Genomic DNA, 12809 nt, shown 5'->3' with positions numbered 1-12809 from the left:
ACATCACCGCGTCCCAGCTACGGGGGTGTAGCTCAGTTGGTTAGAGCGCCGGCCTGTCACGCCGGAGGCCGCGGGTTCAAGTCCCGTCACTCCCGCCATCTCCCCTACCATTTCAGCGTAACGCCGGACCCCGGGGTCTCCACCGAGGAAAGACCCAGGAAAGGCCCGGTAGAGGGCGGTCCGAGGCCCTTGCCGTGTCCGCGCGACAGAAGGACGCGCGGCCCCGAAATCAGGGGGATTGACGCTTTCCCGGGAATCCCTTCCGCCCTATATTTCCAGTATATGACGGCGATGGGAGTTGCGCCGGACGAATGACCTTGCATTGCAGCATTGCTTGCGGCAGTAAACCTTCGCTGGTTTGCTGCACTTAAATCATCACAAAGCCGGCCGGAAAGACACGCCTTCAATGGCGGGCAGGAGAGTGAAGCATGAATGCTTTGTTGGCTGAGTACCTGCCGATCCTGATGTTTCTCGGGATCGCGGTGGCTCTTGCGGTGCTGATCGTGGCTGCCTCCTACATCCTGGCCCGGCAGCGCCCGGACTCCGAAAAGGTCTCTGCCTACGAGTGCGGCTTCGAGGCTTTCGACGACGCCCGCAGCCGGTTTGACGTCCGCTTCTATCTCGTCGCCATCCTCTTCATCATTTTCGATCTTGAAGTCGCCTTTCTCTTTCCCTGGGCCGTGGCCCTGGGCGACATCGGGCTCTTCGGGTTCTGGTCCATGGTGATCTTCCTGGGGATCCTGACGATCGGCTTCATCTACGAGTGGAAGAAGGGAGCCTTGGAATGGGAGTAGAGCGATTGGACCCCTCCGCGGCCGCCGCTGCCCGCAGCGACTCGCCCCTGGCCCCTGGGGCCGCCCAGGACGCTGTGATCAGCCGGGTTGCCGAGGAGATTTCCGACAAGGGTTTCGTGGTCGCCCAGATGGACAAGCTGGCCGCCTGGGCCCAGTCCGGGTCTCTTTGGCCGATGACCTTCGGGCTGGCCTGCTGCGCTGTGGAGATGATGCACACCGCCTGCAGCCGCTACGACCTGGACCGTTTCGGCATGTTCTTCCGCCCGAGCCCGCGGCAGTCCGACGTGATGATCGTCGCCGGGACGCTCACCAACAAGATGGCCCCTGCGCTGCGCAAGGTCTACGACCAGATGCCGGAACCGCGCTGGGTGCTTTCCATGGGCTCCTGTGCCAACGGCGGCGGCTACTATCACTATTCCTATTCGGTGGTGCGGGGCTGCGATCGGATCGTACCCGTCGACATATACGTTCCGGGCTGCCCGCCGACGGCCGAAGCGCTGCTCTACGGCATCATTCAGCTGCAGAAGAAGATCAAACGCTCTGCAGCCATCGTTCGCTGAGCGGCAGTCGACACTGTCTTTAACAGAAAGAGCCGAAATCCGATGATCGAAGCGCTGCGGGATCTTGGCGAGTATCTTTCGACGGCCCTGGCCGATGACCTGCAGGGGCAGGAGATCGGTTACGGCCAGTTGAACCTGCTGACCACCCGGGCATCGCTGATAAAGGTGCTGACGCTTCTGCGTGACGACCAGAACTGCCAGTTCAAGCAGCTTATGGACATCACGGCCGTTGACCGGCCGGAACAGCCGGACCGATTGGAGCTGGTCTACAACCTCCTGTCCCTCAAGCTGAACCAGCGCATCCGCGTCAAGCTGACCACGGACGAGCGCAGCCCGGTCGACTCGGTCGCGGGCGTGTTCTCTTCGGCGATCTGGATGGAGCGCGAGGCCTGGGACATGTTCGGCATCTTCTTCGCCGGTCATCCCGACCTGCGCCGCATTCTGACCGACTACGGCTTCGAGGGACATCCGCTGCGCAAGGACTTCCCGCTTACCGGCTTCAAGGAAGTGCGCTACGACGAACAGCAGAAGCGGGTTGTCTACGAGCCCGTGAAACTGCAGCAGGAGTTCCGGCACTTCGATTTCCTCAGCCCCTGGGAGGGCATGCTGCGCCTGCCGGGCGATGAAAAGGCCGAGGCCGAGAAGACCCAGGAGGAGGGCGCCTGATGGGCGAAGTCCAGATCAAGCCGCTGACGCTCAACTTCGGCCCACAGCATCCCGCCGCCCACGGCGTGCTGCGCCTGGTCCTGGAGATGGACGGCGAGATAATCGAGCGCGCCGACCCGCACATCGGGCTGCTGCACCGAGGCACCGAGAAGCTGATCGAGTACAAGACCTATCTGCAGGCCGTGCCCTATTTTGACCGGCTCGACTACGTGGCGCCGATGAACCAGGAGCACGCTTTTGCTCTCGGCGTGGAGCGCCTGCTGGGGATCGAGGTGCCGCTGCGCGGCCAGTACATCCGCGTGCTCTACTGCGAGATCGGGCGCCTCCTCAACCACCTGCTGAACATCACCACCTTCGCCATCGACGTCGGCGCCATGACCCCCATCCTCTGGGGCTTCGAGGAGCGCGAGAAGCTGATGGAGTTCTATGAGCGGGCCTGCGGCGCGCGCCTCCACGCGGCCTACTTCCGGCCGGGCGGCGTGCACCAGGACCTGCCGGCGGGTCTGCTGGAGGACATCGCGACCTTCTGCGAGACCTTCCCCAGCGTCATTGACGACATCGAAGGGCTGCTGACTGAGAATCGCATCTTCCGCCAGCGCACCGTCGACATCGGCGTCATCTCCCGCGAAGAGGCGGAGGACTGGGGGTTCTCCGGTGCCATGCTGCGGGGCTCCGGGGTGCCGTGGGACCTGCGCAAGTCTCAGCCTTACGACTGCTACGCGGATCTCGACTTCGACATTCCCGTGGGCAAGAACGGCGACTGCTTCGACCGCTATCTGGTCCGTATCGAGGAGATGCGCCAGAGCCTGAGGATCATGCGCCAGTGCATCGAGAAGATGCCGGTGGGGCCGGTGCAGGTTGCCGATCACAAAATCACGCCGCCCAAGCGCGGCGAAATGAAGCGCTCCATGGAAGCGCTGATCCATCACTTCAAACTCTATACCGAAGGCTATCACGTGCCGCCGGGCGACACCTATGCCGCCGTCGAGGCGCCGAAGGGCGAGTTCGCCGTCTATCTGGTGTCCGACGGCACCAACCGGCCCTACCGCTGCAAGATCCGGGCACCGGGCTTCGCGCATCTGGCGGCCATGGACTACATGTGCAAGGGCCACATGCTGGCCGACAGCGTAGCCATCCTCGGGTCCATGGACATCGTCTTCGGTGAGGTGGACCGATGAGGACGACAAGCTTTCCCACAGGCGACAGCGCCGACTTCGCCTTTACGCCAGAGAACGACGAACGCGCCAAGACCATCATGGCCCGCTACCCAGAGGGCCGTCAGTCCAGTGCGATGATTGCGCTGCTCGATCTGGCGCAGCGCCAGAACGGCGGGTGGCTGTCGGTCCCTGCCATCGAGTATGTCGCCAACTATCTGGACGTGGCGCCGATCCGTGCGCACGAAGTGGCCAGCTTTTACTCGATGTTCAACGAGAAGCCGGTCGGCAAGTACTTCATCCAGGTCTGCCGGACCACACCATGCTGGCTGCGCGGCTCCGACGGGATCACCGAGACCTGCAAGAAGAAGCTGGGCGTCGGGCTGCGCGAGGTCTCCGAGGACGGCCTGTTCAGTGTGATCGAGGTCGAGTGTCTCGGCGCCTGCGCCAACGCGCCGATGGTTCAGATCAACGATCATTACTATGAGGATCTGACGCCGGAGCGCATGGCCGAGATCATCGACCAACTGCGCGCCGGAGAAGAGGTGCCTGTCGGATCGCAGACCGGGCGGCTGAGTTCGGCGCCGGAGGGCGGGCCGCAGACCCTGTTGGATGCCGGCAGTCCGGGGGCCCGTCCGGGGGCCAGTCCGGGGGCCAGTCCGGGGGGCAGCCCGGGTCCCAATCCGGGGGAGGCGGACTGATGCTGAGCGATAAGGACCGCATCTTCACCAACCTCTACGGCCAGGACGACTGGAGCCTTGCCGGTGCCCGCAAGCGCGGCGTCTGGGACAACACCAAGAAGCTGGTGGAACTGGGCCGCGAGAATATCATCGAGATGGTCAAGGAGTCGGGGCTGCGCGGGCGCGGGGGCGCCGGCTTCCCGACCGGCCTCAAGTGGTCCTTCATGCCGAAGGAGAGCAGCGATCGGCCCGCCTATCTGGTGGTGAACGCCGACGAGTCCGAGCCGGGCTCCTGCAAGGACCGGGAGATTCTGCGCAACGACCCGCACCGCCTGCTCGAAGGCTGTCTGGTCGCAGGCTTCGCCATGGGGGCCAAGGCCTGCTACATCTACATCCGCGGCGAGTACTTCCACGAAGGCTCCCAGGTCCAGAAGGCCATCGACGAAGCTTACGAGGCCGGCCTGATCGGCAAGAACGCCGCCGGCAGCGGCTACGACTACGACATCTATCTCCACCGTGGCGCCGGCGCCTACATCTGCGGCGAGGAGACGGCGCTGCTGGAGAGCCTGGAAGGCAAGAAGGGCCAGCCGCGCCTGAAGCCGCCGTTCCCCGCCGCCGTCGGCCTTTACGGCTGCCCCACCACCATCAACAACGTCGAAACCATCGCCGTGGTGCCAGAGATCCTGCGCCGTGGGGTGGAGTGGTGGACCGGGCTCGGCCGCCCGAACAATACCGGTACCAAGATCTTCAGCATCTCCGGCCACGTGAACAAGCCGTTGAACGTGGAGGAGGAGATGGGCATCCCGATGAAGGAGCTCATCGAGAAACACGCCGGCGGCGTAACCGGCGGCTGGGACAACCTGCTGGCGGTGATTCCCGGCGGCTCCTCGGTTCCGTGTCTGCCGGCCAGCACCTGCAGCACCATCCTGATGGACTTCGACTCGCTGCGCGAGGCGCAGTCCGGCCTCGGCACCGCTGCCGTCATCGTCATGGACAAGTCGACCGACATCGTGGCCGCCATTGCCCGCCTGTCGCACTTCTACATGCACGAGAGCTGCGGCCAGTGTACGCCTTGCCGCGAGGGCACGGGCTGGATGTACCGGGTGATGACCCGCATGATCCGCGGCGATGCGGAAGTCGAAGAGATCGACACGCTCCTGGACGTGACCTATCAGGTCGAGGGGCATACGATCTGCGCGTTGGGTGATGCGGCGGCCTGGCCGATCCAGGGTCTGCTGCGCCACTTCCGTCCGGAAGTCGAGCGGCGCATTCTGGATTTCAAGAAAACCCAGCAGGCGGCGGAGTAGGGGGAAAGCAATGCCGAAGCTGACGATCGACGGCAAAGAAATCGAGGTTTCGGACGGCCTGACCGTGCTGCAGGCCTGCGAGCTTGCCGGCGTCGAGATTCCGCGGTTCTGTTATCACGACCGCCTTTCGGTCGCGGGCAACTGCCGCATGTGCCTGGTGGAGATGGAACGCGCGCCCAAGCCGATTGCGTCCTGTGCCATGCCCGTGGGCGAGGGCATGGTTATCAAGACCAACACGGACACCGTCCGCAAGGCGCGCAACGGCGTGATGGAGTTCCTGCTGATCAACCATCCGCTCGACTGCCCGATCTGCGATCAGGGCGGGGAGTGCGACCTGCAGGACCAGGCCATGGCCTACGGCTTCGACCGCAGTCGCTACCAGGAGAACAAGCGCGCGGTCACTGAGAAGTACATGGGCCCGCTCATCAAGACCATCATGACGCGCTGTATTCAGTGCACGCGCTGCGTGCGCTTCGCCACCGAGGTGGCGGGCGTCGAGGAGATCGGTCTGGTGAACCGCGGCGAGCACGCGGAGATCACGACGCTCGAGAAGGCCGTCAACTCGGAGCTTTCGGGCAACATGGTCGATGTCTGCCCGGTCGGCGCCCTGACCTCCCGGCCCTATGCCTTTTCGGCGCGGCCCTGGGAGCTGCGCAAGACCGACTCCATCGATGTCATGGATGCCGTGGGATCGAACGTGCGCATCGACACCCGCGGGCGCGAAGTGATGCGCGTCCTGCCGCGGCTGCACGAGCAGATCAACGAGGAGTGGATCTCCGACAAGACCCGCCATGCCTGCGACGGGCTGGCCCGGCAGCGCCTCGACCGGCCCTACCTGCGTAACGGGGAGGGGCGCCTGGAAGCGGTTTCCTGGGCCGAGGCCTTCAGGGCGATTTCCGAGCGTCTGAAAGGCCTGGACGGCGGCAAGATCGCCGCGGTCGCCGGCGACCTTTGCGATGCGGAATCCATGTTCGCGCTGAAGCAGCTGATGAACGGTCTCGGCTCGCAGAATCTGGACTGCCGCCAGGACGGTGCGAAGCTCGATGCATCGTGCCGTGCCGGCTACCTCTTCAACACCACCATTGCCGGGATCGAACAGGCCGACGCGGTGCTGCTGATCGGCACCAACCCGCGCTGGGAAGCAGCCATGGTCAACGCGCGGCTGCGCAAGCGCTTCCTGATGGGCGGCATCAAGGCAGGGCTCATCGGCCAGCGGGTCGACCTGACCTTCCCCTACGACTATCTCGGCGCCGGCCCCGACAGCCTGGCTGAGCTTGCCGAGGGCCGCGGCGCCTTCGCCGAGGTCCTTGAAAAGGCCGAGCGGCCGATGCTGATCCTCGGAATGGGTGCCCTGGCGCGCGATGACGGCGCAGCGGTCCTTGCGACCGCCCGCAAGCTGGCCGAGCGTTTCGGCATGATCGGGGAGGGCTGGAACGGCTTCAATGTGCTGCATACGGCGGCGGGGCGTGTGGCCGGCCTTGACCTCGGCTTCCTGCCGGGATCCGGCGGCCGCGACCTGGAGGGCATCCTTCAAGGTGCTTCCGACGGCACCATCGCCGCCGTCTACCTGCTGGGCGCCGACGAGATCGACATGAGCCGCCTCGGCCGGCCGGGCGAGGGGCCCTTCGTGATCTACCAGGGCCACCACGGCGACGCCGGCGCCCACCGCGCCGACGTGATCCTGCCGGGCGCGGCCTATCCCGAAAAGAACGCCACCTACGTGAACACCGAAGGGCGGGTTCAGCTCGCGCGCCTGGCCAGCTTCCCGCCCGGCGAGGCGCGGGAGGACTGGACGATCCTGCGCGCGCTGTCCGAAACGGTCGGCCAGCGCCTGCCCTATGACAATCTGGGTGAACTGCGCCAGGCACTGATCGAGGCCAACCCGCTCTTTGCCGCCATCGACCAGATCGAGCCGGCCGCCTGGGGCGACTTTGGACAGGCCGGTGCGATGGGCAGCGAGCCCTTCGTCTCGCCAATCGGCAATTTCTACATGACCGACCCGATCAGCCGGGCATCGGAGACCATGGCCGAGTGCACCGAGGCCTTCGGTCTGGGCGCCAAGGGGGAGGCGACCGGAACCCATGGCTGAGTTGATGGAATTCCTCACCACCGACCCGCTCGGCCAGGGCATTTTCATGCTCGGCAAGATCCTGGCGATCCTGGTGCCGCTGCTGCTGGGCGTTGCCTACCTGACCTACGCGGAGCGCAAGGTCATCGCCGCCATGCAGCTGCGCAAGGGCCCCAATGTCGTTGGTCCCTTCGGCCTGCTGCAGCCCATCGCCGATGCGGTGAAGCTGCTGTTCAAGGAAACGATCCTGCCGTCCGGCGCCAACCGGATCGTCTTCCTGATGGCGCCCATGCTGACCTTCATTCTGGCGCTGATCGGCTGGGCGGTGATCCCCTTCGACTACGGCCTTGTGTTGGCCGATATCAACGTCGGGATCCTCTACCTCTTCGCGATTTCGTCGCTCGGCGTCTACGGCGTCATCATGGCGGGCTGGGCTTCCAACTCGAAGTACCCCTTCCTCGGCGCCCTGCGCTCGGCGGCACAGATGGTGTCCTACGAAGTCTCCATGGGCTTCGTCATCATCACCGTGCTGCTGCTGGTGGGCTCGCTGAACCTGACGGAGATCGTGCGCGCGCAGGACGGGGCCTACGGGATCTTCAGCTGGTTCTGGCTGCCGATGTTCCCGATGTTCGTCATCTTCTTCATCTCGGTCCTGGCCGAGACCAACCGCTCCCCCTTCGACCTGCCGGAAGGCGAGTCGGAGCTGGTGGCGGGCTTCATGGTGGAGTATTCCTCCATGAGCTTCGCGCTCTTCTTCCTCGGCGAGTACGCCAACATGATCCTGATGAGCGCGATGACGGCGATCCTTTTCCTCGGCGGCTGGCTGCCACCCTTCGATATCGCGCCCTTCAACTGGATTCCCGGGCCGATCTGGCTGGCTCTGAAGATCGCCTTCGTATTGTTCTGTTTCCTCTGGGTGCGGGCGACGTTCCCGCGCTACCGCTACGACCAACTGATGCGCCTGGGCTGGAAGGTGTTTCTGCCTTTCTCGCTGTTCTGGGTGGTTCTGACCGCGGGTGTGCTCATCACCTTCGATCTGGTGCCCCAGTCGTGAGAGGCGGATGTGAAAAAAAACCGGCCCGCGGCGTGCCGACCGTGATCACGCCATGATGGCAGGAGCAACGACATGGGCATGATGGAGCGTGGCCTGAAGAGCCTTTTGCTCAGCGAGCTGGTCTCAGGCATGTCATTGACGCTTCGGTACTTTTTCAAGCCGAAGGTGACCTTGAACTATCCGCACGAGAAAGGGCCTCTGAGCCCGCGGTTCCGCGGCGAGCATGCGCTGCGGCGCTATGCAAACGGCGAAGAGCGCTGCATCGCCTGCAAGCTCTGCGAGGCGATTTGTCCGGCTCAGGCCATCACCATCGAGGCCGAGCCGCGCGCCGACGGGAGCCGGCGCACGACGCGCTACGACATCGATATGACCAAGTGCATCTACTGCGGCTTCTGTCAGGAAGCCTGTCCGGTGGATGCCATTGTGGAGGGGCCGAACTTCGAGTTTGCGGCGGAAACCCGCGAGGAGCTCTTCTACAACAAGGAAAAACTGCTGGATAACGGCGATCGTTGGGAAACCGAGATCGCTCAGAACCTTGAATTGGATGCGCCCTACCGCTAAGACGCGGCCTGGGGCGCATCGAATGGGCATGTGATTGGGGGAAGTACCGTGCGCGCAGTAGCGAGTGCCCTGGGCGGGAGCTCCAGGGCGATGGCGGAAGGAGGCCGGCAATGATCCTGCAGGGCCTGGCCTTCTACCTCTTTGCGGCCGTCACCGTGGCTGCCGGCGTGATGGTGATCACCTCGCGCAACCCGGTGCACTCCGTTCTCTTCCTGATTCTGGCGTTCTTCAACTCGGCCGGCCTCTTCGTGCTGATGGGGGCCGAGTTCCTCGCCATGATCCTGGTGGTCGTCTACGTGGGTGCCGTCGCCGTTCTTTTCCTCTTCGTGGTGATGATGCTGGACATCAACTTCGTGCAGATGCGCGAGGGCTTCATGCAGTATCTCCCGCTGGGGGCGATGATCGGGCTGATCCTCCTGGCGGAACTCGTCCTGGTCGGCGCGGCCTGGGTGGTGGCGCCGGAGGCCGAGACCCTTGCCGCGGTGCCCGCAGCCCCGGCGGGCGAGCTGCACAACACCCGCGCTCTCGGCAACGTCATCTACACCGAGTACGTCTATCTCTTCCAGGCCGCCGGCCTCATCCTGCTGGTGGCGATGATCGGCGCCATCGTGCTCACGCTGCGTCAGCGCGAAGGCGTGCGCCGCCAGTCCATCGCCGAGCAGACCAGCCGAACCCGCGAGGAAGCGGTCGAGGTGAAGCAGGTTCCGACGGGCAGCGGGGTCTAGGCGGATGCTGGAAATCGGGCTTGGCCACTATCTGACCGTCGCCGCCATCCTCTTCACCCTGGGGATCTTCGGCATCTTCCTCAACCGCAAGAACGTCATCATCATCCTCATGTCCATTGAGTTGATGCTGCTGGCGGTCAACATCAACCTCGTTGCCTTCTCGACCCACCTGCAGGACCTGGTGGGGCAGGTCTTCGCCATGTTCGTCCTGACCGTCGCTGCGGCGGAGGCCGCCATTGGCCTGGCGATCCTCGTGGTCTACTTCCGCAACCGCGGTTCCATCGAGGTCGAAGACATCAACATGATGAAGGGTTAGGGCAGGGGCCATGGATCAACTCATCGTCCTGCTGCCCCTCCTGGGCGCGATCATTGCCGGTTTCTTCGGTGCCTGGATCGGCGACCGGATCTCCATGCTGGTCACCTGCGGCCTGCTGGTGATCTCGGCGATCCTCTCCGGCATCGTCTTCTACGACGTTGCCATTGCGGGTAACGCGCGCACCACGGAACTCTTCACCTGGATCGACTCCGGCAGCTTCGAGGTGAGCTGGGCCTTGCGGGTCGACACCCTGACGGCGGTTATGCTGGTGGTCGTCACCTGGGTCTCCTCCATGGTGCACATCTACTCCGTCGGCTACATGTCGCACGATAAGGCAAAGCCGCGGTTCTTCGCCTACCTGAGCCTCTTCACCTTCTTCATGCTCATGCTGGTGACGGCCGACAACTTCGTGCAGATGTTCTTCGGCTGGGAAGGCGTCGGTCTTGCATCCTATCTGCTGATCGGCTTCTGGTATGAGCGGCCCAGTGCCTGCGCGGCGGCCATCAAGGCGTTCCTGGTCAACCGTGTCGGCGACGTCGGCTTTGCGCTCGGCATCTGCGGCGCCTTCGTGCTCTTCGGCGCCGCCGGTTTCGATGAGGTCTTCGCCGCCGTGCCGGGCATGGCCGATGCCCAGTTCGTCGCCTTCGGGATCGAGGGCCACGCGCTGACCATCATCTGCATCCTTCTCTTCATCGGCGCCATGGGCAAGTCGGCGCAGCTTGGGCTGCACACCTGGCTGCCGGACGCCATGGAGGGCCCGACCCCGGTTTCCGCCCTGATCCATGCCGCCACCATGGTCACCGCGGGCGTCTTCATGGTGGCGCGGCTGTCGCCCATGTTCGAGTATTCGCCCACGGCGCTCGAACTGGTCACCTACATCGGCGCGTTCACTGCGTTCTTTGCCGCCAGCGTCGGTCTGACCCAGAACGACATCAAGCGGGTCATCGCCTATTCGACCTGCTCGCAGCTCGGCTACATGTTCTTCGCCATCGGCGTCTCGGCCTATTCGGCGGCGATTTTCCACCTGATGACCCACGCTTTCTTCAAGGCGCTGCTGTTCCTCGGCGCCGGTTCGGTCATCCATGCCATGTCCGACGAGCAGGACATGCGCAAGATGGGCGGCATCTACAAGATGATCCCCATGACCTACATCCTGATGTGGATCGGGACCCTGTCGCTGCTCGGGATCGGCATACCGGGAACGCCGATCGGCTTTGCCGGGTTCTTCTCCAAGGACATCGTGGTGGAGGCCGCCTATGCCGATCACTCCGGCCATGGCACCTTCGCCTTCATCGTTGGGGTCTCCGCTGCGGCGATGACAGCCTTCTATTCCTGCCGCCTGATGTTCATGACCTTCCACGGCAAACCGCGCGCCTCCCAGGAGGTGATGAGCCACATCCACGAGTCGCCGCAGGTGATGCTGATCCCGCTGTACTTCCTGGCGCTGGGTGCGGTGATCGCCGGCGGCGGTATGTACTACTTCTTCGTCGGCGACGGCATGGAGGCCTTCTGGGGTGAATCCCTGCTGGTGCTGCCGGGTAACAACACGGTGGAAGAGGCGCATCACGTGCCCTTCTGGGTCAAGGCCTCGCCGCTGGTGGCCGGCCTGATCGGCATTGCCATCGCCTGGCTGATGTACATCCGCGCGCCGGAGATGCCCGGGCAACTGGCGCGTTCGCTGCGGCCGTTGTACCTCTTCTCCTTCAACAAGTGGTACTTCGACGAGCTCTACGACCGGGTCTTCGTGCGCCCGGCGCGCCTCCTCGGCTTCGGTCTCTGGAAGGGCGGCGACGGCGCCGTCATCGACGGCTTCGGTCCAGACGGGATTGCGGCGACGACCCGCAATCTCGCGCGCCGCGCCTCGCTGCTGCAGAGCGGCTACGTCTACCACTATGCCTTTGCCATGCTGATCGGGGTCGTGATCCTGGTCACCTGGTACGTCTTGAGTCAGTTGGGGTGATCACACGATGACGGGCTGGCCGCTTCTTTCGACGATCACCTTTCTGCCGCTGGCAGGGGCGCTCATCATTCTTCTGATCGGGCGTCACGAAGATGAGGCCGTGGTGGCGAAGAATGCCCGCTACATGGCGCTCTGGACGTCCTTCGTGACCTTCGTCGTCTCGCTCTTCCTGTGGACCGAGTTCGACCGCAACTCGGCCGACTTCCAGTTTGTCGAGCGGGTCGACTGGATCCCGGCCTTCAACATCAGCTACCACATGGGCGTCGACGGCATTTCGATGATGTTCGTCCTGCTTTCCACGCTGCTGACGCCGCTCTGCGTGCTGGCAAGCTGGAACGCCATCCAGACGCGGGTGAAGGAATACATGGTCGCCTTCCTCGTGCTTGAGACGCTGATGGTGGGCATGTTCTGCGCGCTCGATCTCGTCGTCTTCTACATCTTCTTCGAAGGTGTGCTGATCCCGATGTTCCTGATCATAGGCATTTGGGGCGGCGGACGGCGCGTCTACGCGGCCTTCAAGTTCTTCCTCTACACCCTGCTGGGGTCGGTGCTGATGCTGCTGGCGATCCTCGCCATGTACTTCGATGCCGGCACCACCGACATCCCGACGCTTCTGGCCCACGGCTTCCCGGCCTCCATGCAGGCCTGGCTGTGGCTGGCCTTCTTCGCCTCCTTTGCCGTGAAGATCCCGATGTGGCCGGTCCATACCTGGCTGCCGGATGCCCACGTGGAGGCGCCGACGGCGGGTTCGGTCATCCTGGCGGGCGTGCTCTTGAAGATGGGCGGCTATGGGTTCCTGCGCTTTTCGCTGCCGATGATGCCGCTGGCGTCCGATTTCTTCGCGCCTCTGGTCTTCGGCCTCTCCGTCATCGCAGTGATCTATACCTCCCTCGTGGCCCTGGCCCAGGAGGACATGAAGAAGCTGATCGCCTATTCCTCGGTCGCCCACATGGGCTTCGTGACC

Annotated in this window: 13 protein-coding genes and 1 tRNA gene; all 14 read left to right on the top strand. The window is 64.0% G+C overall.

Annotation, left to right across the window (positions count from 1 at the left end):
- Nucleotides 1-21: 21 nt before the first annotated feature.
- Nucleotides 22-98 (top strand) — tRNA-Asp (locus Q0982_RS15040).
- 330 nt (nucleotides 99-428) lie between these two features.
- Complete coding sequence (locus Q0982_RS15035; protein WP_299396866.1) at nucleotides 429-794, top strand: NADH-quinone oxidoreductase subunit A; 366 nt, start codon at nucleotides 429-431, stop codon at nucleotides 792-794.
- Nucleotides 785-1354, top strand: a complete 570-nt coding sequence (locus Q0982_RS15030; protein ID WP_322097039.1) for an NADH-quinone oxidoreductase subunit B family protein — start codon at nucleotides 785-787, stop codon at nucleotides 1352-1354. Before Q0982_RS15035 ends, Q0982_RS15030 begins: the two co-directional genes overlap by 10 nt.
- Before the next feature lie 42 nt (nucleotides 1355-1396).
- Nucleotides 1397-2020 carry an NADH-quinone oxidoreductase subunit C gene (locus tag Q0982_RS15025; RefSeq protein WP_299396865.1) on the top strand — a complete coding sequence of 208 codons (624 nt, stop codon included), beginning with the start codon at nucleotides 1397-1399 and terminating at the stop codon, nucleotides 2018-2020.
- A complete protein-coding gene (locus Q0982_RS15020; RefSeq protein WP_299396863.1) occupies nucleotides 2020-3198 on the top strand; it encodes an NADH-quinone oxidoreductase subunit D in 1179 nt (392 codons plus the stop codon). Before Q0982_RS15025 ends, Q0982_RS15020 begins: the two co-directional genes overlap by 1 nt.
- On the top strand, nucleotides 3195-3875 hold the full coding sequence (gene nuoE, locus Q0982_RS15015; RefSeq protein ID WP_299396861.1) for an NADH-quinone oxidoreductase subunit NuoE: 681 nt from the start codon (nucleotides 3195-3197) through the stop codon (nucleotides 3873-3875). The genes Q0982_RS15020 and nuoE overlap by 4 nt, the downstream gene beginning before the upstream one ends.
- On the top strand, nucleotides 3875-5161 hold the full coding sequence (nuoF, locus tag Q0982_RS15010; protein WP_299396860.1) for an NADH-quinone oxidoreductase subunit NuoF: 1287 nt from the start codon (nucleotides 3875-3877) through the stop codon (nucleotides 5159-5161). Before nuoE ends, nuoF begins: the two co-directional genes overlap by 1 nt.
- A 10-nt stretch (nucleotides 5162-5171) precedes the next feature.
- Nucleotides 5172-7250, top strand: coding sequence for an NADH-quinone oxidoreductase subunit NuoG (gene nuoG, locus Q0982_RS15005; protein ID WP_299396858.1), 2079 nt, complete (start codon nucleotides 5172-5174; stop codon nucleotides 7248-7250).
- A 4-nt stretch (nucleotides 7251-7254) separates the two neighbouring features.
- Nucleotides 7255-8283, top strand: a complete 1029-nt coding sequence (gene nuoH / locus Q0982_RS15000) for an NADH-quinone oxidoreductase subunit NuoH (RefSeq protein WP_299396870.1) — start codon at nucleotides 7255-7257, stop codon at nucleotides 8281-8283.
- Between the two features lie 72 nt (nucleotides 8284-8355).
- The gene (gene nuoI, locus Q0982_RS14995; RefSeq protein WP_299396857.1) at nucleotides 8356-8844 is read left to right on the top strand and encodes an NADH-quinone oxidoreductase subunit NuoI; all 489 of its coding nucleotides are present in this window, start codon (nucleotides 8356-8358) and stop codon (nucleotides 8842-8844) included.
- Between the two features lie 110 nt (nucleotides 8845-8954).
- Complete coding sequence (locus tag Q0982_RS14990; RefSeq protein ID WP_299396855.1) at nucleotides 8955-9569, top strand: NADH-quinone oxidoreductase subunit J; 615 nt, start codon at nucleotides 8955-8957, stop codon at nucleotides 9567-9569.
- Between the two features lie 4 nt (nucleotides 9570-9573).
- Nucleotides 9574-9885: an NADH-quinone oxidoreductase subunit NuoK gene (nuoK, locus tag Q0982_RS14985; protein WP_367575451.1), complete on the top strand. Its 312-nt coding sequence runs from the start codon at nucleotides 9574-9576 to the stop codon at nucleotides 9883-9885.
- A 10-nt stretch (nucleotides 9886-9895) separates the two neighbouring features.
- The gene (nuoL, locus tag Q0982_RS14980; protein ID WP_299396854.1) at nucleotides 9896-11845 is read left to right on the top strand and encodes an NADH-quinone oxidoreductase subunit L; all 1950 of its coding nucleotides are present in this window, start codon (nucleotides 9896-9898) and stop codon (nucleotides 11843-11845) included.
- Nucleotides 11846-11852: 7 nt separating this feature from the next.
- Nucleotides 11853-12809, top strand: a 957-nt coding sequence (locus Q0982_RS14975; RefSeq protein ID WP_299396852.1) for an NADH-quinone oxidoreductase subunit M, incomplete at its 3' end; no start/stop codon positions are given.

Source organism: Pelagibius sp., assembly GCF_028281305.1.
GTDB lineage: Bacteria > Pseudomonadota > Alphaproteobacteria > Kiloniellales > Kiloniellaceae > Pelagibius.
This window is presented reverse-complemented; position numbering and strand designations above follow the sequence as displayed.